The following is a 19,996-nucleotide window of genomic DNA, read 5'->3' as shown; positions in this document are numbered from 1 at the left end:
TCCTGTCAGGCGGAGTTGAGTCGAGGGCTGCCCGGCTCGATGACGAACGAGCCGGAGGTGTAGGCGGGGGCGTAGGGCTCGGTGATCCGCGACAGCGAGCGGAAGTCGACCTTCATCTCCCGCTGGGTGAGCCGGGTGCGGACGTAGCCGCGGCGGCCGTTGAAGAACTTCACGTGCGGGTTCTCGTTCAGCAGGACCTGCGTGTTGGGGTACTCGTCCAGGCCGTTGCCGGCGCTGGTCACGGAGGTGGTGACGAGTTCGACGGCGACGGACTTCGACTCGGCGTCCCGATAGTCGCGCTTGATCTCGCCGGCCCAGTGGGAGTGCACGTCGCCGGTGAGCACGACGGCGTTGCGCCTGTAGGTGTCGAAGGCGGCGGTGAGGCGGTCGCGGGAGGCGACGTAGCCGTCCCAGCCCTCGTTGGAGTAGCCCTTGCCCTCGCCGTTGGCCCAGTCCATCTCCATGAAGAAGACCTGCTGGCCGAGCAGGTCCCACGTGGCGCGGGAACGCCGCAGCTCGCCGTCCAGCCAGGCCTCCTGGTCGCGGCCGAGAAGCGTCCGGTTGGGCGCGAAGCGGTCGAGGCAGTCGGGGCCGACCGTGCCGCTCTTACCCGTGCAGGCGTACAGGTCGCGGTACTGGCGGGTGTCGAGCAGGTGCAGGTTGGCCACCGCGCCCCAGCGGATGCTGCGGTAGAGCCGGAGCGACGAGCCGTCGGGCTTCTGGGCGCGGCGCAGCGGCATGTTCTCGTAGTACGCCTGGAAGGCGTCGGCGCGGCGCTTGAGGAACGGGGGGTCGGGCTGCTCCGGCACGTCGCCGGCCCAGGCGTTCTCGATGTCGTGGTCGTCCCACACCACGACCCACGGCGCGATGGCGTGGGCCAGCTGCGACTCGGGGTCGGCCTTGTGCTGGGCGTGGCGCAGCCGGTATCCGGCCAGGTCCAGGCACTCGCCGCCGGCCTGGTCGCGGACCGGGTACTTGTAGTCGCCGTACTCGTAGATGTAGTCGCCGAGGAAGGCGATCAGGTCGGGCTGGTCCTCGGCCATCCTGCGGTACGGCGTGAACCAGCCGGCCTGGTAGTCGGCGCACGAGGTGAACGACAGGTTCAGCGGTCGGCTGCGCGTGCCCGGGGCGGGAGCGGTGAGGGTGCGGCCGGCCGGGCTGAGCTCGTTGCCGGCCTTGAAGCGGTAGAAGTACTCGGCGCCCGGGGCGAGGCCCGAGAGCTCGACGTGGACGCTGTGGGCGGCGTCGGGGCGAGCGAGCTCGACACCGCGGCGTACGACATGCCGGAAATTTTCGTCTTTGGCGAGCTGCCATTCGACGGGGACGGGACGGCTCGGCATGCCGCCGAGTCCGTCGGGGGCGATCGGGTCCATGGCGAGCCGCGTCCATAACACCACGCCGTCGGGCGTGGGCTCGCCGGAGGCGACGCCGAGCTGGAACGGGTCGGACAGAGGGGCGCGGCGGGCCGCCGCGCGCACGGGTTCGGCACCCAGTGCGGCGGACAGGCCCAGGCTCGCGCCCCCGGCGAACAGGGAACGCCGGGTGATCATCGGGGGTCCTTACTCGAGTGTGGCGTTGCCCTCGGCGACGGCCTGGTCGGCGGCCTGCTTCGGGGTGAGCTTGCCGAGGTACATCTCGTTGAAGATCTGGTTGAGCTTCGTCTCGAAGCCCGTGAATCCGGTGGTGATCGGCAGCGGGAAGGTCGATCCCTCCGACTCGGCCAGGAACGGCGAGACGTCGATCTTCTTGGACTTCCAGTAGTCGACGTAGCCCTGGGCGAGGCCGTCCCGCGCGGGGAAGACGTAGCCGCCGTCGGCCATGATCTTCTGCGGCTCCTCGGTGCCCAGGTAGGCGGCCAGCTTCATGGCCTCCTGCGGGTGCTCGCTCTTGGCGTAGACGGCCTCGGCCAGGCCGTTGAGGTTGACCGAGCGGCCGGCCGGGCCCTCCGGCATCGGGGCGACGCCCAGCTCGAACGTGGCCTCCGGGGCCACGAACGGCAGCAGCGCGTTGTTGGCGGGGAACATCGCGATCTGGCCCGCCTTGAACATGTCGGTGATCTTGCCGGTGGGCGGGTTCGTCTGGGTGGCCGGCGGGGACACGTGGTGCTTGTTGACGAGGTCCACGCCGAACTGCAGGGCCTGCACCGAGGCCGGGTCGTTGAAGGCGTACTTGCCGAAGGGCTTGTCGACGAGCTTGCCGCCGTTCGAGCTGATCCAGTTCATCCACTGGGTCTGGTAGTGGTTCCAGGACCCGAAGCCGTACGTCTTGACCTTGGCGGGGTCGAAGCCGGCCTCGCCGGGGTGCTTGCCGGCCTCGTCGACGGTGAGCTTGCGCGCCGTGTCGAGCAGGGTGCCGGTGCCGTCGGCCGTCCAGGTCAGCTTGTCCGGCATCTCCACGCCGGCCTTCTCGAACAGGTCCTTGTTGTAGAGCAGGCCGACGATGCCCCAGTCCTTGGGGACGCCGTACAGCTTGCCCTGGTAGGTGAACGAGCCGACGACGGTCTGATGGTATTTCGAGGTGTCGAGCTGGACGGGGGCGAGGACGCCCTTGGTGACGAACTCGGGGAACTGGGTGGGGGTCATCCAGAACACGTCCGGCGCGGTGCCGGCGACCACGTCGGCGGTGAGCTTGGTCCAGTACTGGTCGTACGGCAGCAGCTCGATCGTGACGTCGATGCCGGGGTTGGCCTTCTCGAAGGCCGCCATGACCTTCTCGTAGCCGGCCTTCTGCTGGTCGTCCCAGAGCCGGTACGTCAACGTGACCTTGTCCGACCCACCTGACGAGCCGCATCCGGCGACGAGCATGGCGGCGCCGAGCAGCGCTCCGGCCCAGCGAATCCGGGGGGATTTCAACATTCGCTGACCTCTTCTTATTTGAGGCCCGTGAGGACCACGGACCTGACGATGTGCTTCTGGAAGAAGACGAAGACGGCCACCATGGGCACCAGCGCGATCAGGCTGCCGGCCATCATGAGGTGATAGTCGACGCCGATGCCGTCCTTGAGCGTGGCGATCGCGACGGTGATCACCTTGGTGTCCTCTCCGCTGGTGATGATCAGCGGCCAGAGGAAGCTGTTCCACGACGAGATCACCGTGATGATCGCCAGCGTGCCGAGCGCCGGCCGGCAGAGCGGCAGCAGGACCCGGAGCAGGATCGTCAGCGCCCCCGCCCCGTCGATCCGCGCCGCCTCCTCCAGCCCGGCGGGCAGACTCTTGAAGAACTGCCGCATCAGGAAGATCCCGTACGGCGTGCCGAGGATGTACGGGGCGAGCAGGCCGTACCAGGTGTTGACCAGGTCCAGCTCCCGCATGATGAGGAACAGCGGGATCATGGTGACGGCGCTCGGAACCATCATCGTGGCCACGTACAGCCAGAACAGCACGTCCCTGCCGCGGAAGCGCAGCCGCGCGAAGGCGTAGGCGGCGAACGTCGTGAACACCAGCTGCCCGGCCGTCAGCAGCGCCGTCATCAGGGCCGTGTTGAGCACATAGCGCGGGAAGTCCCCGGCGAGCATCCTGGCGAGGTTGTCCGCGGTCGGCGGCAGGCCGGGCAGCCACGGCGCGGTGGATGTGAGCTGCGCCTGCGACTTCAACGCGGTCAGCACCACCAGCAGGTACGGGAAGACCGAAAGGAACGCGCCGATCGCGAGCGCGGCGTAGAGCAGGATTCGCTTGACCATGGTCTCTCAGCTCAGGTCGTAGGTGGTGCGCTTGCCGAAGAACCTGACCTGCGCCATCGTCACCAGGAAGATCACCGCGAACAGCAGCGTCGACAGCGTGGCCGCGTAGCCGAAGTCGAACTCCTTGAACGCGGTCTGGTAGATCCGGAAGTTGAGCACCTCGGTGCTCCCGCTCGGGCCGCCGTCGGTCATCGCGTAGACGGTGTCGAACACCTGGAAGGCGCCGATGAGGTTGGTCACCGTGACGAAGAACATCGTGGGGTTGAGCAGCGGCAGCGTCACCCGCCAGAAGCGCTGCGCCGGGGTGGCGCCGTCGGTGGCGGCCGCGTCGTACAGCTCCTTCGGCACGCCCTGCAGCCCGGCCAGGAAGAACAGCATGTTGTAGCCGGTGTGCTGCCAGATGCTGACCAGCGCGACGGCGGGCAGCGCCCAGGCCGGGTCGGACAACCAGTCGGGACCCGTGACGCCGACCAGCGCCAGGGCGCTGTTGAGCGCGCCGTCGCGAGGGTCGAAGATCCAGTTCCAGATGAGGGCGAGGACGATCGGCGTGGCCATCCACGGGATCACGAACAGCGACCGGTAGAACCTGACGCCTTTGACGCGCTGGTTGAGCAGCATCGCCAGGGCGAGGGCCAGGACGGTCTGGAGGGGGATGCAGAGCAGGACGTAGACGACCGTGACCCAGAGCGAGTGCCACGTCCCGCCGTCGGCGGCCAGGCGGCGGTAGTTGTCCAGGCCGACGAACTCGGGGGCGGACAGCAGCTCCCAGTCGAACAGGCTCAGGACGAGCACGATGACCATGGGGAGCAGCAGGAACGCCACGACGCCGAAGAGGCTGGGCCCGATGAACAGGTACGCCTGCCACCCTCTCCCCCGTCTCCTCCGCCGCCCGGGCCCGGCGGCCGCCGGCAGGCGCGCGTCGGCGGCGTGGCTGGTCACGACGGCTCCGTGGCGGTCGGCACCATCAGCCGCCTGGTCGTCTCCAGGCCCCATGCGTCCAGCGCCGCGATGGGGTCGCTCGCCCCGCGCAGCCCGCCCGTGCCGGCGAGGTGCGCCGCCCACTCCTCCCTGGCCTCCACCTCGGGCCGCAGGATGATGCAGTCCGGGTCGTTCACCCACCACCGGGCGTGCAGGAACTCCCGCGCCGCCCCCGTGAGGCGGGCGCCGAGCTGCGACGGCTGGCTGATGTCCCCCGACCTGGGCAGCAGGGTGGGCGCGATGTCGGGGCTGACCCTCATGACGTCGACCAGGCCGATGCTGGGCAGCATCGGTGCTCCGCACCCGTGCAGCGTTGCCCCGTCCCCGGCGCCCTCGCGGACCAGCTCCAGCCCTCGCCGGTACGCGGATATCGGGTCGAGGTCCTCGTGCCGCCTGCCCGCCAGCGCGCCCGCGTACAGGTAGTCGAGCTTGAAGTGGGTGATCCCCATCGCGCGGAACGTCCGGAACACGTGCACCAGGTGCTCGGCCGCGCCCGGGTGCGTGACGTCGAGCACGGCCAGCTCCTGGTTCCACATGCGGCCGGCGTACGCGCCTTCGACCAGCCACTCGGGATGCTCGCGGAAGATCCGGCTGCGGTGCCCGGCCAGGAACGGCGCCGTCCAGATCCCGGCCCGCCGGCCCGTCGCGAGGACGGCGTCCACGGCGCGCTCCAGCGAGCCGAAGCCGGGCCGTCCCACCAGCCAGTCGCCGATCTCGGCCTCGTAGCCGTCGTCGATGAGGAACATGTCGGCGGGGAGCCCGTGCCGCGCGGCCAGTTCGAGGTTCTCGATGACGTCGGCGTCGGTGACCTTGTCCCAGTAGCCGTACCAGGTGCACCACATGGGCGGGATCGCGGGGAACCGTCTGGGCTCGGCCATGGTGTCGGCCCAGTCGCGCAGGGCCCGGTCCAGGCCGGCTTCGGCGCGGTGGTGGCGTACCGGGCCGTCGGCGGAGACCACCAGACGGCCGCGCTCCTCGCGCGCCCTGATCGACGGCACCTGGCCCGGGCCCGGCGCCGACCACAGCTCGACGGAGCCGTCGCCAGGCTCGATCGCCAGCAGCCCCTCCCCCTGGAAGACCCCGTCGGGGACCGGCGTCCCGGGGCGGTAGGCGAGGATCTGGATCGTCTCGTCGGCGGGCCGGGGCGGCGTCTCCCCCAGGCGATAGGCGCCCGTGGGGCTCCACGACTGCCAGCCGTGCTCGAACACCCGCGCCCGGCCGGGGACGTACGTGGTCTCGCCGATGTCCGCGAACGACATCAGTCCTCATTCCTCTCGACTTACGAAGGAGCGCTTCATTAGTAGCACCGGCTTTGATTGGTGGTCAACGGCTCGTGCGGTGGCATAATGGCGAATAACAGAGGACACCTACGTTAAGGACGGCGATGGCGGACCTACGCGGCGGCGACCTGTCACGGCTGCGGCAGCTCAACTCGCTGACCGCCATCCGGGCACTGCGCAGGGCGGGACCGCTCACCCTGTCGGCGCTCGCCGAGCGGACCGGCCTCTCGCGGCCCTCCATGAAAGAGGTGGCCGACGAGCTCATGGAGCTGGGGTGGGTGGAGGAGGTGCCGCCGAACCCCGGCACGATGGGCCGGCCCGCCCGCCGCTACCGCTTCCGCGCCGACAGCGGCTACCTGGTCGGCGTCGACATAGGAGGCCACAACATCCGCGCCGCGCTGTCCGACCTCGACGGCGAGATCCTCGCCGAGACCCGGCAGCCGGTCCTGCCCGACGCCCCGCTCGAGGAGCGGCTGGCGGCGATCGAGCGGGCCGTGTCGGGGTGCCTGGCGCTCAGCCGTACGACGGTCGCCGACGTCTGGACCGTCGCGGTCGGCACGATCGGCGTGATCGACGTCGAGGGCCGCGTCATCTACTCCGCCGCCGTCCCCGCCTGGCGGGATCTGGACCTGGCGGGCAAGCTGCGCGAGATCTTCCCCTGCCAGGTGCTGATCGAGAACGACAGCCGCCTGGCCGCCATGGCCGAAACCCGGCGCGGCGTCGCCCGGGGGGCCAGGGACGTGGTGTTCCTGCACGTCGGGCGGCGCATGGGGGCCGGGCTGATCATCGGCGGGAAGGTGCACAGGGGGTTCGGCGCGGCGGCCGGCGAGATCGCGATGCTCCCGGAGTCCCGGTGGTTCGACGCCCCCGAACATCTGAACACCTGCGCCTGCGTGCCGGAGGGCACCCCGCCGGAGGACGCCGCCGGCTTCACCCTCGCCGCCGCCAGGAACGGCGACCCGGTCGCGATCGAGGCCGTCGAGCGGTATGTGGACGACCTCGCGGTGGGCACGGCCGCGATGACGCTCATCCTGGATCCGCAGATGGTGGTCCTGGGCGGAGGCTTCTCCCGCTCGGCCGACGTGCTGCTCGGGCGGCTGCGGGACAGGCTGGAGCGGGTGTGCATGCGCATGCCGGAGGTCCGCGCCTCCACGCTGGGGGACGAGTGCGTGGTGGCCGGGGCGATCGAGTACGCCGTCGACCACCTGGACGACCAGCTCTTCACCCCGGACAAGGGCCCGCTCCCGGTCACCCGCTGACCGGCGAGGCCGTGACGGCCCCGCTCACTGTCTCCGGCCTGGCGAACAGGCTCGCCATCAGCACCGGGCCGCGCCCGCGGAGGTCGCGCACCTCTGCGCCCCCGGCGGAGCGCCGCGATGCCAGGCGCAGGTCGGCGAACATGCCTTCGAGCCCGCCGTCGGCAGGCCGCCGCGACCGGTTCGAGAGGTCGGCGTCCAGCAGTGCGCCGTCACCGCCAACCGGGGGCGACCACGCGTGCCAGGCCGGCGGGAGCTGGAGTGGGGTGTGTGTCGGCGGTGCTGTGGCCGGTCCACGCCTCGTGCCCGGGACCCGTCACGACTCCGCGCGGAGGCGGGCGCGGTAGTCGCGGGGCGGCAGGCCGTACTCCCGTTTGAAGGCCCGGCTGAAGTGGAACGGGCTGACGAAGCCGGATGCCGCCGCCACCTGGCCGACGTCCATGTCGGTCACCTCCAGGAGGCTCGCGGCGTGCCGCACCCTGGCCAGCCGGACCGCCTGCATGGGCGACTGGCCGGTCTCCGCGGCGAACAGGTGCGCCAGCCGGGACGGCGAGAGCGCGACCGCGCGGGCGAGCGAGGCGACGGAGTGCGGCGCGCCGGGCTCAGCGGCGATCAGCGCGAGCACCCGGCGTACCCGCTCGTCCCCTTCCCCGGACTGCCGCGCCCCCTCGGGCCGCGCGGAGGCGGTGGCCAGCACCAGCGCCTCCTCGACGGCCCCCAGCACCAGCTCCCGCGCCGGCCCGGCCACGACGACGGCGGGCGTCGGCATGTCCCGCCCCGGAGCGGGTGCGGCGGGCGGCACCCAGCGGGCGTCCCGCAGCGCCCGCCCCAACGCCTGGTCGATCCGCTCGTGCAGCGCTTCCGGCACCCGCGGGACGAAGTGGTATCCATCGCCCCGCGCGTACGGCCCCAGCCACACCGCCCACGACGCCCGCGGCTGGAAGTGCACCCACCAGAACCGCCACCACCCGGCCCCCGGCGCCACCCGGTAGTGCTGCGCCACCCCCGAACCCAGCACCACCATGTCCCCCGTCCCGACCTCGTACGACGCGCCGCCCTGCGCCACGAGCCCCGCGCCCGCCTGCGTCCACATCAGCAGCCAGCTCGGCGACCCGGCAGGGCGGCGCGTCCCGTACCCGGCCGGCTTGTCGTAGTGGCCCACGATCGTCAGCTCGGCAGCAGGAATGGACATGTCCTCAGCAATCACAGGCATACCGTTACCCGACCCCGCTCCTTAGCGTGAATGACATGAGGCTCAACGACTTCCATGATCAGGGCTACCTGCTGGTGCCCGGGCTCCTCGCGCAGGAAGAGGTCGCCGCGCTGCGCGACGAGTTCATGGCCCTGCACGCCAGAGGGCCGATCCCCGGGCATTTCTCCCCCACGCCGCAGGAGCCGGGCAAGCCGTACGACATCCTCCGCGACTACCCGCGGATCATGCATCCTCATCAGGTGAACGACCTGGCCCTGCGGTATCTGCTCGACTCCCGCATCGCCGCGATACTCCGCGACCTCCTGGGCGAGGAGCCGATAGCAGCCCAGAGCATGTTCTACTTCAAGCCGCCGGGCGCCAGGGGCCAGGCGCTGCACCAGGACAACTTCTACCTCCGGGTCGAGCCGGGCACGTGCGTGGCCGCGTGGGTCGCGCTCGACCGCGTGGACCGGGCCAACGGCGGCCTCGAGGTGGTGCCCGGCACGCACCGCATGGACCTGTTCTGCCCCGAGGAGGCCGACCAGGACGTCTCCTTCACCCGCGAGTACGTCCCGCCGCCGCCCGGGCTGGAGAAGGTGCCCGTCGACATGAACCCCGGGGACGTGCTGTTCTTCAACGGCAGCCTGGTGCACGGCTCCGAGCCGAACAGCACGACCGACCGCTTCAGGCGCAGCTTCATCTGCCACTACGTCGGCCGCTCCGCCGAACGCATCGCCGAGTACTACCCGACGCTCACCATGTCGGGCGAGCCCGTGAAGCTGCAGCACGCCACCGGCGGCGGCCCCTGCGGCACGGAGGTGAGCGGGCCTCACTAGCCGCAGGAACGGTGGTCCGGGCGCGGATCAGCCGCCGGATACGTCGGAATCGGCGAGGCGCGGTGGCGTCAGCCGCCGGATATGTCGGACTCGGCCTCCTGCAGCACCGCGCCGTCCCACGGGTCGTCCAGCCACCCGTCCGGCAGGTGCACCTTGGACCGCTCGCCGGACTTCCCCCGCGGCGTGTCCGTGTTGGGCGGCCACGGCTGGTCGTGCTCCAGCTTCGCCAGCCCCGCGCGTAACGCGGCGAGCGACTCCGCCGTCGCCAGCTCCCGCCGCAGCTCGGCGCCGACCGTGAAGCCCTTCAAATACCACCCGACGTGCTTGCGGAAGTCCGCCACCCCGTAGCGTTCGACGTCGAAGCACTCGGTCAGCCCCTCGGCGTGCCTGGCCATCATCGCGGCCACCTCGCCGAGCGTCGGCCGGGCCCGCTCGGGGCTGCCGTTGAACGCGTTGTCCAGATCCTTGAACAGCCAGGGCCGGCCCAGGCACCCCCGCCCGACCACCACGCCGTCGCACCCGGTGCGCGCCACCATCCGCAGCGCGTCGTCGGCGCACCAGATGTCGCCGTTGCCGAGCACGGGGATCTCCGGCACGGCCTCCTTCAGCCGGGCGATGGCCTCCCAGTCGGCGACCCCGCCGTAGTGCTGCTTCGCCGTACGGGCGTGCAGCGCGACCGCGGCCAGGCCCTCCTCGGCGGCGATCCGCCCCGCGTCCAGGTAGGTCAGGTGATCGTCGTCGATGCCCTTGCGCATCTTCATCGTCACGGGCAGCGCGCCCGCGTTAGCCACCGCCTGCCGCAGGATCCGCCGCAGCAGATCCCGTTTGTACGGCAGCGCGGAGCCGCCCCCGCGCCGGGTCACCTTGGGCACCGGGCACCCGAAGTTGAGATCGATGTGATCGGCCACGTTTTCCTCGGCGATCATCTTGACCGCCCGCCCCACGACGTCGGGGTCCACCCCGTACAGCTGGATGCTCCGGGGCTTCTCGGACTCGGCGAACCTGATCATCCTGAGCGTCTTGGGGTTGCGCTCGACCAGCCCGCGCGTAGTGATCATCTCGCACACGAACAGCCCCGCGCCCTGCTCCCGGCACAGCACCCGGAACGGCGCGTTCGTGATGCCCGCCATCGGCGCCAGCACCACCGGCGGCCACACCCCAATCGGCCCAATCTTCACCCCGTCAGTTGTAGCGCAGGTCGGCCCGCAACCGGTATTCGCGGATAAGCTGGTGATCGGGATCTTCGGTGGAGGGGGATGGATGCTTCTTCGAGTACGCCTGACGCTGCCCGACAGACCGGGTTCCCTGGCGCAGGTGACCAAGGTGCTGGGCGCGGCGGGGGCCGACATCACGCAGGTCACCGTCCTCGACCGGGGCGCCGGCGCCGCCCTGGACGACATCACGATCTTCTGTCCCGACAGCACGCCACGGCAGGCTCTGGCCAAGAGCCTGGAAGGCGTCCAGGGCGTGCACGTGGAGGGCGTCTGGACGACTCGCGAGGCCCCCGGCACCTACCCCGAGCTGGAGATACTCAAATACATCACGACGGCGGGCGACCGGGCCCTGACCACGCTCGTCGACTCGCTCCCCGTGCTCTTCAGCGCCGACTGGGCCGCCACCACGGCCGACAACCGCGTCCTGTACGCCAGCTGGCGCGCCCCGCAGGAGCTCGCCGTCCCGGAGGAGATGCCCGCCCGCCCCACGGCCCTGACGCTCGAGGGCGGTCTGCACATCATCCACGCCCCGCTGCCGCCGCTGGCGCTCGGTCTCGTCCTGGCCCGCTCGGAGGGTCCGGCCTTCCACCGCATCGAGGTCCACCGCCTCACCAGGATCCTCGAGATCTTCCTCAGCCTGCCCGCCACGGAGCGGAGTGTGGCCCGCCAGCTCCGTAAGTGAGCATCCGGTCGGAAAACCCGCTAGAGTTATTGAAGCAACGCGGAAGTGGCTCAGTGGTAGAGCATCACCTTGCCAAGGTGAGGGTCGCGGGTTCGAATCCCGTCTTCCGCTCGGAGTGGGTTTGACTCGGTGGCGTGGCCGAGAGGCGAGGCAGCGGCCTGCAAAGCCGTCCACACGGGTTCAAATCCCGTCGCCACCTCCACGGACGATTAGCTCAGCGGGAGAGCGCTTCCCTGACACGGAAGAGGTCACTGGTTCAATCCCAGTATCGTCCACCACATCAGAAGGCCCCTGCTCACGGCACCTGCCGGAAGCGGGGGCCTTTTGGTTGCCCGCCCGCCTGACGCTTGACGATCACTCGGCCGGGGCCGGGGTATGGCGGCGCATCACCAGCCAGTTGATCACCCACAGCGCCACGCCGATGGCCAGGAGCACGCCGGCCCGGACGTAGACCTCGGCCGGGCGGCCGGTCAGCGGGCTGGCCAGGATGAAGGCCAGCACGGCGCCGATCACCGGCAGCGCGGTGGGCGTCCGGTAGTGCGCGTGCTCCACCCTGTCCTTGCGCAGCACGAGGACGGCCACGTTGACGACCGTGAAGACGCACAGCAGCAGGAACGCGGTCGTGTCGCCGAGCCCCGCGATCCCGCCGGTCGAGATGAGGCCGATGGCGAGCGCGGTGGTGAAGAGGATGCCGATCACCGGAGTGCGGCGGCGCGGGTCGACCCAGCCGAGGCCGCGCGGCACGACCCGTTCGTTGGCCAGGCCGTACACGAGCCGGGACGCCATCATCATGTTGATCAGAGCCGAGTTGGCGACGGCGAAGATGGCGATCGCCGCGAAGAGCTGCGGCGGGAAGCTGAGCCCGCCCGCCTTCACCACCTCCAGCAGCGGGCCGGACGACTGCTCCAGGACGCGGGGCTCGACCAGGAGGGAGGAGGTGATGGCCACGAGGATGTAGACGGTGCTGGTGATCGCCACCCCGAGGAAGATGGCCCTCGGGAAGTTGCGCGAGGGGTCCTTGGTCTCCTCCGCCATGTTCACCGAGTCCTCGAACCCGACGAACGCGAAGAAGGCCAGCGCGGTGCTGCCGAGCAGGGCGTACATCAGGCCGCCCGCCTGCTCGGTGTCGATCTCCGTCAGCCTGGAGGGCTCGCCCCCGCCGGTGACCACGGTGTAGACGCCGATCAGGACGATCACCAGCAGGCCGGTGAGCTCGATCAGCGTGAACACGATGTTGGTCTTCACCGACTCCGAGACGCCCCGGTAGTTGAGCGCCGCGACGGCGACGATGAAGATGATGGCCACCACCAAGGTCGGCAGCGTGAAGAAGGCCTCCAGGTAGTCTCCCCCGATCGCGCGGGCCGCCGCGCTGGCCGAGGTGAGGCCGGAGGACATCACGGTGAACGCGACCATGAAGGTGAAGAAGGGCTTCTTGAAGGCCAGCTGCGTGTAGAGCGCCGCGCCGGCCGCCCGCGGATACTTCGTGACCAGTTCGACGTAGGACATCGCGGTCAGCAGCGCGATGACGAAGCCGAACAGGAAGGGCAGCCACAGGGCGCCACCGACCTGCCCGGCCACGGTGCCGCTGAGTGCGTAGACGCCGGTCCCGAGGATGTCGCCGATGATGAACAGGACGAGGAGCTTGGGGCCGATCGCCCGCTTGAGAGAGACCTGGCCGGCTTCTGGTTCGGGGGCCGTCATGAGATTCTCGTTCCCGCTGTCACCGTTTCTGACACGGGCGAGACAATCCGGAAATACCGGCTTGCGCAGGGGCCGGCGGGGGCCTGGCGGCAGGCGGATCCGGCGGCCGGGACGCCGCCGCTGACCGGCTCCCGCCGGCGTCCTCAGCCGGCCTTCACGGTTTGCGGCTGCCACGAGAAGACGGTGGGTGACGTGGGGTCGGCGGTGACCCGGAGCCAGTGGGCGGCGGTGTCGCCGTACGTCTCCAGGCGGGTCAGGTTGGGCACTCCGGCGTAGCCGGGCTCCACCTCGTAGACGTGCTCGTCGCCGTGCGCGAGCACGACCGGCTTGCCGTACGCCCGCGCCCGCTCAGCGATGCGGGCCCTGATCTCGGCGAATCCCGGCGTGTCCGTGGGCTCGGCCTGCATCAGCAGCAGGACCCCCGGCGCCTGCGTCCGCTCGGCGACGGCGAAGGCGTGGTCGATCCAGTCCAGCGCGGCGGCCTTGCGCGCTTCGAACTCGGCCAGCCGCTCCTGCGGCCGGTCGCCGCCGGGCAGCTGGCTCCACGGAGCGAGGTCGTTCTCGCTGCCGACCACGTGAACCGTGGCGAAGACCACGCGGCCGCGGGTGAAGAGCACGTTCTCGCGGTAGTCGCGGTGACGGGGGTCGCGGGCCTGGGTCCGCACGCCCATCGGATGCCCGCCGAGGGTGCGTCCCGCGACGGGATAGAAGATGCGGCGGACCGCCTCCAGCCGCTCGGTGGGCAGGTAGCCGCCGGCGGCGGTGCGGTGGCAGTCGGTCCACTCGTTGTCGCCCGGAGTCAGCACGAACGGGTCGTCGAAGGTGCCGAACAGTCCGGCCAGCGTCTCGAAGCGGGCGTCGTCGCAGGTGGAAGAGCCGTTCTTGACGTCGCCCGCGTGCAGGACGAAGCGCACGTCAGGGTCCGCGTCGATGGACCCGACCAGGCCCGGGAAGGCGGCCTGCTGGGCGTCGCCGTACGGGGTGTCGCCGATCAGGGCGAACGTGACGGCGGGCCCGGAGCCGGCGTGCGCCGGGCCGGCCGGCACGACGAGTGACGTTGAGATGAGGGCGGCCAGAAACAGAGATTCACGCATGCGCGATTCTCAGCAACCTGCCGTCACCGGCCGATGACGGCCAGTCGACGCCCAGGAGAACACCGGCAGGCGAGCCGCGTCAAGGGGTGGCGGCGAGCCGGAGGTCGAACTCGATCTCGACCTCGTCGCGGAGCCGGAGCGCGCCGAAGAGCGCCGAGTAGGGCCGGATGCCCCATCGGGACTGCACGACGGTGGCCGTCCCCTGGACGCGATCACCTTCCAGCCGGGCGTTCACGGTGATCGGCCTGGTCGTCCCGGCCAGGGTGAGGTCACCGTCGACGCTGAACGATTCCGCCTTCCCGGCGATCCGGGTCGAACGGAACGTGATCTCTGGATGGGATCGGGTATGCAGGATCTTCTCGCGCACGTTCTTCTGGATCTCCGCGCGGTCGGCGTCGGTCAGCGGCTTCACACCGCCCGTAGCCTGCCGGATCTCGAACGACTCCGGGTCCACCGACACGGTCACCGAGGAGGCGGCCGGGTCGCCGCCGGCGAGGGTGATGTCCGCCTGCCAGCGGGTCGCCTCGAGAGTGAGGTCGTGGCCGGCCTTCGCCCCCAGCCCGCTGCGGCCCGTCCTGATCAGCAGCCGGCCGGTCTCCGGTCCCGCCGTGAAGCGGCCGTCGTGTAGGTCCATCTCAGCAGGCTAACCGCGCTGAAACGTTCAGGGTCCATTGACACTCTTGACATGAGCGCTAACAATGCGCGGAATCCCGCCGTGGAATGTTAGCGCTACCAAGGAGCTCGACGATGATCAGAAGAGTCCTGGCCGCTCTGGCGCTGCTGCTCTTAGCCCTGGTCCCCGGTACGGGACCCGCCTCGGCAGCCACCTCCTACACTAACCCGCTCAAGTCCCAGAAGGGCGCCGACCCCTGGCTGACGTACTACGACGGCAACTACTACCTCATCAACACGTCGTTCACGAACACGCTGGTCGTCCGCAAGTCGCCCACCCTCCAAGGGCTTCCCACCGCCCCGAGCGTCCAGGTCTGGCAGGACACCACCGCCTCGCGGGGCACCAACTTCTGGGCACCGGAGATGCACCAGTTCAACGGCCGCTGGTACATCTACTACTCGGCGGGCGCGGTCGGCGCGGCCTGCTGTGACAGCCAGCGCACGCACGTGCTGGAGAGCGCGGGCAGCGACCCGCTCGGTCCGTACACGTACCGCGCCATGCTCACCGGCTCCAACCTGACCCCCGGCGGCTGGCTGATCGACGCCAGCCCGATGACCCTCAACGGCCGGCTCTACCTGCTCGGCAGCGGGTTCATCGGCGGGAGCGCGCAGAGCCTGGTGATCGCGCCGATGAGCAACCCGTACACGATCAGCGGAAGCACGTTCAGCCGGATCTCCAGCCCTGCGCACAGCTGGGAGACCCAGGGCGGCACGGTGAACGAGGGGCCGGTGGCGCTGCAGCGCGGCGGGCAGACGTTCGTGATCTACTCGGCGAGCGCCTGCTGGGGGCCGGACTACAAGCTGGGGCAGCTCACCTACAACGGCGGCGACCCGCTCAGCGCCTCGTCGTGGGTGAAGAAGCCGACGCCGGTGTTCCAGCGGTCGGGCAACGTGTACGGCCCCGGCCACAACGGCTTCTTCACCTCGCCGAACGGCAGCGAGACCTGGATCGTCTACCATGCCAACAGCTCCTCCTCCGGCGGCTGCGACAACAACCGCACGACCCGCGCCCAGCGGTTCACCTGGAACTCCGACGGCACGCCGAACTTCGGCACCCCGGTCGCGACCGGCACGAGCCTCCCCGCGCCCGCCGGTGAGACCGCCGCGACGCCGAGCGCGTACACCATCGTCAACCGCAACAGCGGCAAGTGCCTGGAGGTGGCCGGCGGCGCCACGGCCGACGGCGCGAACATCCAGCAGTGGACCTGCAACGGCGGCGCCAACCAGCGCTGGCGCATCGAGGACCAGGCCGACGACACCAGCCGCCTGGTGAACGCCGCCACCGGCAAGGTCGCCGACGTCGCCGACTGCGCCTCCGCCGACGGGACCGACATCCGCCAGTGGAGCTGGCTCAACAACACCTGCCAGCGTTTCAGGCTCGTCTACACCGCCACGGGCGGCTGGGTCCGCCTGATGAACGCCGCCACCGGGAAGGTCGCCGACGTGGCGAACTGCGGCACCGGGGACGGCACGGACGTGCGCCTGTGGAGCTGGCTCGACAACACCTGCCAACAATGGTCTGTGAGGCCGGCATGAGCATCTGGAAACGAGCCCTGGCCGCCGCCCTGATCCTCGCCTGCACGGCGATGGCGGCCGCCTACCCGAACCCGCTCCCCGTCACCGGCAGCATCTTCGTCCACGACCCGACGGTGGTGAAGCGGCCGAACGGCGGCTACCTCCTCGCCCACACCGGTGACAACATCGCGCTCAAGACCTCCGCCGACCGCACCGCGTGGAGCAACGCGGGCGTGGTGTTCCCGTCGGGCGCGCCGTGGACGCGGGCGTACACGGGCGGCAGCGCCAACCTGTGGGCGCCGGACATCTCCTACCGCAACGGCACGTACTACCTGTACTACTCCGCCTCCACCTTCGGCTCGAACAACTCCGCGATCTTCCTGGCCACGAGCACGACCGGCGCGTCCGGGGCGTGGACGAACCGCGGCCTGGTGATCAGCACGAGCACGTCGAGCACGTACAACGCGATCGACCCCAACCTGATCGTGGACGACCGGGGCAGGTGGTGGCTGAGCTTCGGCTCGTTCTGGACGGGGCTGAAGCTCATCCCGCTCGACCCGAACACGGGCCTGCGCTCCGGCACCGCCGTGTACGACCTCGCCCGCCGCAGCGGCGGCACGACCGCGATCGAGGCGCCGTTCATCGTCAAGCGCGGCGCGTACTACTACCTGTACGTCTCCTGGGACGCCTGCTGCCAGGGCGCCGCCAGCACGTACCGCGTCATGGTGGGCCGCTCGGCCGCCGTCACCGGCCCGTACGTCGACCGCGCGGGCCGCGCGATGACCGCCGGCGGCGGCACCGAGATCCTCGCCGGGCACGGGAGCGTCCACGGGCCCGGGCACCAGGCTGTGCTCGCCGACTCCGACGGCGACCAGCTGTTCTACCACTACTACGGCGACGACGGCCGCGCCCGGCTGGGCATCAACCACCTCGGCTACGACTCCGCCGGATGGCCCTACCTCCATTGAGGACAATAAGATCGCGCGCCCGCCCCCTCGGCCTGTTACCGTTACCGCCGAGGGGGTGAGCCGCGGTGAAATCCAGGGCGGGCAGGCCTGCGGTGCTCATGGACGTCGCCGTGCTCGCGGGCGTGTCCACCATGACCGTCTCGCGCGTCCTCAACGCGCCCGAACGCGTCCGGGCCGAGACCAGGGCCCGGGTGCTGGCCGCCGTCAAGGAGCTCGACTACCGGCCCAACCAGGCCGCCCGCCAGCTCGTCACCGGCCGCTCCGGCGTGCTGGGCGTGGTCAGCATCGACACCACGCTCTACGGCCCGGCCTCCACGCTCTACTGCATCGAGCAGGCCGCCAGGCACGCCGGCTACAACGTCAGCATCGCCAGCCTTCCCTCGCTCAGCCGCAGGTCGATGGAGGAGGGCGTGCAGCGGCTGCGCGCCCAGGCCGTGGACGGCGTGATCATCGTCGCGCCCCACGAGTCCGCCGCCGACGGCCTGCGCCACCTGCCGCCCGAGATGCCGGTGGTCGCGGTGGACGCGGGCGACGACATCCCCGTGCCCGTGGCCAAGGTCGACCAGCGCGCCGGCGCCGCGCGCGCGACCAGACACCTGCTCAGCCTCGGCCACGAGACCGTCTGGCATGTGGCGGGGCCGGCCGACTGGCTCGACGCCAATGGCCGCATCGAGGGGTGGCGCGAGGTGCTGGAGCCGGCCGGCCGGCCGGTGCCGGAGATCCTGCGGGGCGACTGGAGCGCGCGCTCCGGCTACCAGCTCGGTCACCGGCTCTCCGCCGATCCCGCGGTCACCGCCGTGTTCGTGGCCAACGACCAGATGGCGCTCGGCGTGCTGCGGGCACTGCGCGAGGCGGGGCGGCGCGTTCCCGAGGACGTGAGCGTGGCCGGGTTCGACGACGTTCCCGAGGCCGCGTACTTCTGGCCGCCGCTGACGACCGTGCGGCAGGACTTCGGCGAGGTCGGCCGGTACGCCTTCCACATGCTGCTGGACCGGATGGCGGGCGCCGAGCCGGAGGCGCGGCGGCTGGTGGAGCCGGAGCTCATCGTCCGCGAGAGCACCGCCGCCCGCCACTAGCTCCGATTCCGCGCCTTGTCACGACTGCCCTTCCGCTCCTCCCTCAGCCGGACGTCCTCTCGGGGGAAGGAGGGGACGTGTCGGGGCGGCTCCATGGTGGCCGGATCTTCCGCAGGCGCCGCCCCGGTGGAGGCTAGGCGAGCCTGATCACGTTCCAGGAGACCGGCGGGAGCAGGACCCGCATGGGGTCGTGCTCGACGTCCGGGTTCGGCCGGGGCGCGATCCGGTCGGGATCGTCGGCCGTGTTGCGGGCGTAGACGTCGGCGTCCGTGAGCGTGGTGGCCTCGACGATCCGCTTGCCGCCCAGCGCGCGGGCGTCGATCTCCAGGGAGAGCGGCCCGTCGGTCGAGCGGTTGACGGCGAACAGCGTCGTGCCCTCCGCCGAGTGGGTGGCCACCGCGTCCAGCAGCGGCACGTCGCCGTAGTCGGCCGTCTCGTACGACGGGGAGACCGGCTCGATCCGCAGCACGTCGCCCGCGGCGTACCGGGACGCCTGCGCGAACGGGTGGAACGTGGTCTGCTTCCACGCCCGCCCGCCGGGCTCGGTCATGATCGGCGCGATCACGTTGACGAGCTGAGCCAGCGAGGCGGCGGTGACCCGGTCGCTGTTGCGCAGCAGCGTGATGAGCAGGCCGCCGAACGCCACCGCGTCGGCCAGATGGTAGTGGTCCTCCAGCAGCGGCGGCGCGACCGGCCAGTCGGTGCGGGGCTCGGCGTTCTGATGGTGGGAGAGGTACCAGATGTTCCACTCGTCGAAGGAGATGTCGATCCGCTTGCGCGACTTCAGCCGGGCGCCGACGTGGTCGGCGGTGGCGACGACCGAGCGGATGAAGTACTCCATGTTGGTCGAGCAGGCCAGGAAGCTGCCGAGGTCACCGTCCTTCTCCTCGTAGTACGCGTGGCAGGAGATGTAGTCGACCAGGTCGTAGGTCTCCTCCAGCACCTCGGCCTCCCACGCGCCGAAGGTGGCCATGCCGGAGCCCGAGCTGCCGCAGGCGACGAGCTCCAGGCCCGGATCGATCATGCGCATGGCGCGGGCGGTCTCGGCGGCGAGCCGGCCGTACTCGCGGGCGGTCTTGTGCCCGGTCTGCCAGGGGCCGTCCATCTCGTTGCCGAGGCACCACATCCTGATGGCGTGCGGCTCCTTGGCGCCGTTGGCGACGCGCAGGTCGGACAGCGTGGTGCCGGAGGGGTGGTTGCAGTATTCCAGCAGGTCGAGGGCCGCCTCGATGCCGCGCGTGCCGAGGTTGACCGCCATCATGGGCTCGGCGTCGGCCTTGCGGCACCAGCGGACGAACTCGTCGACGCCGATCTCGTTCGTCTCGGTGCTGTGCCAGGCCAGGTCGAGGCGGCGCGGGCGCTGGTCCTTGGGACCGATGCCGTCCTCCCAGCGGTAGCCGGAGACGAAGTTGCCGCCGGGGTAGCGGACCGTGGAGATGCCGAGCTCCCTCGTCAGCTCCAGCACGTCGCGGCGGAAGCCGTCCTCGTCGGCGGTGGGGTGATCCGGCTCGTAGATGCCTGTGTAGACGCAGCGCCCGAGGTGTTCGACGAACGTGCCGAAGGTGCGCCGGCGCACCGGAGCGACCTTGAACGCGGGATCGATCGTGAGTTTGGCCTGATGCACGGAGGTGGCTCCTGGGTTTCGCGGGCGTTACGTCGCTCCAGATTGTTAGCGCTATCAGCAGGGCTGGTCAAGGTCGGGAATCGCGAAAAGGCATCGTGACACCAGGGGTTGACAGGGTTGGTGTTACCGCTAACACTCGGGTAACCCGAACGAAACACCCAGGGTCGGCACGGCGGCCTGGCGCACTCCCCGAAGGTCCGCCCCGCCGCGGGGCCCTACCGTCCTGTGG

Annotated in this window: 18 protein-coding genes and 3 tRNA genes; 9 read left to right on the top strand and 12 right to left on the bottom strand. The window is 70.5% G+C overall.

Annotation, left to right across the window (positions count from 1 at the left end; translation table 11 throughout):
- Positions 1 to 5: 5 nt before the first annotated feature.
- From ID574_RS07325 to ID574_RS07305, 5 genes are read right to left on the bottom strand one after another with little or no spacing between them, the layout of a single operon-like run.
- The gene (locus tag ID574_RS07325) at positions 6 to 1,550 is read right to left on the bottom strand and encodes an alkaline phosphatase D family protein (RefSeq protein ID WP_188187926.1); all 1,545 of its coding nucleotides are present in this window, start codon (positions 1,548 to 1,550) and stop codon (positions 6 to 8) included.
- Positions 1,551 to 1,559: 9 nt separating this feature from the next.
- Complete coding sequence (locus ID574_RS07320; protein WP_188187925.1) at positions 1,560 to 2,855, bottom strand: ABC transporter substrate-binding protein; 1,296 nt, start codon at positions 2,853 to 2,855, stop codon at positions 1,560 to 1,562.
- A 14-nt stretch (positions 2,856 to 2,869) separates the two neighbouring features.
- On the bottom strand, positions 2,870 to 3,679 hold the full coding sequence (locus tag ID574_RS07315) for a carbohydrate ABC transporter permease (RefSeq protein WP_188187924.1): 810 nt from the start codon (positions 3,677 to 3,679) through the stop codon (positions 2,870 to 2,872).
- A 6-nt stretch (positions 3,680 to 3,685) separates the two neighbouring features.
- The gene (locus ID574_RS07310; RefSeq protein WP_223166447.1) at positions 3,686 to 4,618 is read right to left on the bottom strand and encodes a carbohydrate ABC transporter permease; all 933 of its coding nucleotides are present in this window, start codon (positions 4,616 to 4,618) and stop codon (positions 3,686 to 3,688) included.
- The gene (locus ID574_RS07305; RefSeq protein ID WP_188187922.1) at positions 4,615 to 5,916 is read right to left on the bottom strand and encodes a glycoside hydrolase family 36 protein; all 1,302 of its coding nucleotides are present in this window, start codon (positions 5,914 to 5,916) and stop codon (positions 4,615 to 4,617) included. The genes ID574_RS07310 and ID574_RS07305 overlap by 4 nt, the downstream gene beginning before the upstream one ends.
- Positions 5,917 to 6,041: 125 nt before the next feature.
- Here ID574_RS07305 and ID574_RS07300 point away from each other — a divergent pair, with 125 nt between their 5' ends.
- Positions 6,042 to 7,196: an ROK family transcriptional regulator gene (locus ID574_RS07300; protein ID WP_188187921.1), complete on the top strand. Its 1,155-nt coding sequence runs from the start codon at positions 6,042 to 6,044 to the stop codon at positions 7,194 to 7,196.
- Here ID574_RS07300 and ID574_RS07295 read toward each other — a convergent pair.
- On the bottom strand, positions 7,186 to 7,338 hold the full coding sequence (locus tag ID574_RS07295; protein WP_188187920.1) for a hypothetical protein: 153 nt from the start codon (positions 7,336 to 7,338) through the stop codon (positions 7,186 to 7,188). The two genes, ID574_RS07300 and ID574_RS07295, sit on opposite strands and share 11 nt — an antisense overlap.
- Before the next feature lie 171 nt (positions 7,339 to 7,509).
- Positions 7,510 to 8,385, bottom strand: a complete 876-nt coding sequence (locus ID574_RS07290) for a helix-turn-helix domain-containing protein (protein WP_223166446.1) — start codon at positions 8,383 to 8,385, stop codon at positions 7,510 to 7,512.
- Between the two features lie 56 nt (positions 8,386 to 8,441).
- Between ID574_RS07290 and ID574_RS07285 the strand changes: the two genes are divergently transcribed.
- Entirely contained in the window at positions 8,442 to 9,221 is a 780-nt protein-coding gene (locus tag ID574_RS07285; RefSeq protein WP_188187918.1) for a phytanoyl-CoA dioxygenase family protein, read from the top strand.
- A 68-nt stretch (positions 9,222 to 9,289) separates the two neighbouring features.
- On the opposite strand, the gene dusB is transcribed toward ID574_RS07285, so the two are convergent.
- Positions 9,290 to 10,399 (bottom strand): tRNA dihydrouridine synthase DusB, encoded by a 1,110-nt coding sequence (dusB, locus tag ID574_RS07280; protein WP_223166445.1) that lies wholly within the window; start codon positions 10,397 to 10,399, stop codon positions 9,290 to 9,292.
- A gap of 82 nt (positions 10,400 to 10,481) precedes the next feature.
- Here dusB and ID574_RS07275 point away from each other — a divergent pair, with 82 nt between their 5' ends.
- The 4 genes from ID574_RS07275 (at position 10,482) to ID574_RS07260 (ending at position 11,395) form a co-directional block, all read left to right on the top strand.
- Complete coding sequence (locus ID574_RS07275; RefSeq protein ID WP_188187917.1) at positions 10,482 to 11,117, top strand: ACT domain-containing protein; 636 nt, start codon at positions 10,482 to 10,484, stop codon at positions 11,115 to 11,117.
- Positions 11,118 to 11,156: 39 nt separating this feature from the next.
- A tRNA-Gly gene (locus ID574_RS07270) sits at positions 11,157 to 11,228 on the top strand.
- A 17-nt stretch (positions 11,229 to 11,245) separates the two neighbouring features.
- Positions 11,246 to 11,319: transfer RNA gene (locus ID574_RS07265), tRNA-Cys, on the top strand.
- A gap of 1 nt (position 11,320) precedes the next feature.
- A tRNA-Val gene (locus ID574_RS07260) sits at positions 11,321 to 11,395 on the top strand.
- 76 nt (positions 11,396 to 11,471) lie between these two features.
- Here ID574_RS07260 and ID574_RS07255 read toward each other — a convergent pair.
- The 3 genes from ID574_RS07255 to ID574_RS07245 form a co-directional block, all read right to left on the bottom strand.
- Positions 11,472 to 12,818, bottom strand: a complete 1,347-nt coding sequence (locus ID574_RS07255) for an APC family permease (RefSeq protein WP_188187916.1) — start codon at positions 12,816 to 12,818, stop codon at positions 11,472 to 11,474.
- Positions 12,819 to 12,961: 143 nt separating this feature from the next.
- A complete protein-coding gene (locus ID574_RS07250) occupies positions 12,962 to 13,912 on the bottom strand; it encodes a metallophosphoesterase (protein ID WP_188187915.1) in 951 nt (316 codons plus the stop codon).
- A gap of 79 nt (positions 13,913 to 13,991) precedes the next feature.
- Positions 13,992 to 14,546, bottom strand: a complete 555-nt coding sequence (locus ID574_RS07245; RefSeq protein WP_188187914.1) for a YceI family protein — start codon at positions 14,544 to 14,546, stop codon at positions 13,992 to 13,994.
- A 113-nt stretch (positions 14,547 to 14,659) separates the two neighbouring features.
- On the opposite strand from ID574_RS07245, the gene ID574_RS07240 reads away from it, so the two are divergent.
- From ID574_RS07240 to ID574_RS07230, 3 genes are all read left to right on the top strand, one after another.
- On the top strand, positions 14,660 to 16,120 hold the full coding sequence (locus ID574_RS07240; RefSeq protein WP_188187913.1) for a family 43 glycosylhydrolase: 1,461 nt from the start codon (positions 14,660 to 14,662) through the stop codon (positions 16,118 to 16,120).
- On the top strand, positions 16,117 to 17,067 hold the full coding sequence (locus ID574_RS07235) for an arabinan endo-1,5-alpha-L-arabinosidase (RefSeq protein ID WP_188187912.1): 951 nt from the start codon (positions 16,117 to 16,119) through the stop codon (positions 17,065 to 17,067). The genes ID574_RS07240 and ID574_RS07235 overlap by 4 nt, the downstream gene beginning before the upstream one ends.
- A gap of 65 nt (positions 17,068 to 17,132) precedes the next feature.
- Positions 17,133 to 18,143 (top strand): LacI family DNA-binding transcriptional regulator, encoded by a 1,011-nt coding sequence (locus ID574_RS07230; protein ID WP_442939235.1) that lies wholly within the window; start codon positions 17,133 to 17,135, stop codon positions 18,141 to 18,143.
- Between the two features lie 133 nt (positions 18,144 to 18,276).
- On the opposite strand, the gene arfA is transcribed toward ID574_RS07230, so the two are convergent.
- Positions 18,277 to 19,767: an arabinosylfuranosidase ArfA gene (gene arfA, locus ID574_RS07225; protein ID WP_188187911.1), complete on the bottom strand. Its 1,491-nt coding sequence runs from the start codon at positions 19,765 to 19,767 to the stop codon at positions 18,277 to 18,279.
- Positions 19,768 to 19,996: the final 229 nt, after the last annotated feature.

Origin of the sequence: Nonomuraea sp. SYSU D8015 (assembly GCF_008065375.1) — a bacterium.
Classification (GTDB): Bacteria; Actinomycetota; Actinomycetes; order Streptosporangiales; family Streptosporangiaceae; genus Nonomuraea.
Note: the sequence above shows the minus strand (reverse complement) of the source record. Positions and strands in the feature narration are given on the sequence as shown.

What these genes read in the sequence shown, in the direction of transcription:
- ID574_RS07325 (WP_188187926.1), bottom strand. Translation starts at nt 1,550, where the DNA reads ATGATCACCCGGCGTTCCCTGTTCGCCGGGGGCGCGAGCCTGGGCCTG.
- ID574_RS07320 (WP_188187925.1), bottom strand. Translation starts at nt 2,855, where the DNA reads ATGTTGAAATCCCCCCGGATTCGCTGGGCCGGAGCGCTGCTCGGCGCC.
- ID574_RS07315 (WP_188187924.1), bottom strand. Translation starts at nt 3,679, where the DNA reads ATGGTCAAGCGAATCCTGCTCTACGCCGCGCTCGCGATCGGCGCGTTC.
- ID574_RS07305 (WP_188187922.1), bottom strand. Translation starts at nt 5,916, where the DNA reads ATGTCGTTCGCGGACATCGGCGAGACCACGTACGTCCCCGGCCGGGCG.
- ID574_RS07300 (WP_188187921.1), top strand. Translation starts at nt 6,042, where the DNA reads ATGGCGGACCTACGCGGCGGCGACCTGTCACGGCTGCGGCAGCTCAAC.
- ID574_RS07295 (WP_188187920.1), bottom strand. Translation starts at nt 7,338, where the DNA reads ATGTTCGCCGACCTGCGCCTGGCATCGCGGCGCTCCGCCGGGGGCGCA.
- ID574_RS07290 (WP_223166446.1), bottom strand. Translation starts at nt 8,385, where the DNA reads ATGTCCATTCCTGCTGCCGAGCTGACGATCGTGGGCCACTACGACAAG.
- ID574_RS07285 (WP_188187918.1), top strand. Translation starts at nt 8,442, where the DNA reads ATGAGGCTCAACGACTTCCATGATCAGGGCTACCTGCTGGTGCCCGGG.
- ID574_RS07275 (WP_188187917.1), top strand. Translation starts at nt 10,482, where the DNA reads ATGCTTCTTCGAGTACGCCTGACGCTGCCCGACAGACCGGGTTCCCTG.
- ID574_RS07255 (WP_188187916.1), bottom strand. Translation starts at nt 12,818, where the DNA reads ATGACGGCCCCCGAACCAGAAGCCGGCCAGGTCTCTCTCAAGCGGGCG.
- ID574_RS07250 (WP_188187915.1), bottom strand. Translation starts at nt 13,912, where the DNA reads ATGCGTGAATCTCTGTTTCTGGCCGCCCTCATCTCAACGTCACTCGTC.
- ID574_RS07245 (WP_188187914.1), bottom strand. Translation starts at nt 14,546, where the DNA reads ATGGACCTACACGACGGCCGCTTCACGGCGGGACCGGAGACCGGCCGG.
- ID574_RS07240 (WP_188187913.1), top strand. Translation starts at nt 14,660, where the DNA reads ATGATCAGAAGAGTCCTGGCCGCTCTGGCGCTGCTGCTCTTAGCCCTG.
- ID574_RS07235 (WP_188187912.1), top strand. Translation starts at nt 16,117, where the DNA reads ATGAGCATCTGGAAACGAGCCCTGGCCGCCGCCCTGATCCTCGCCTGC.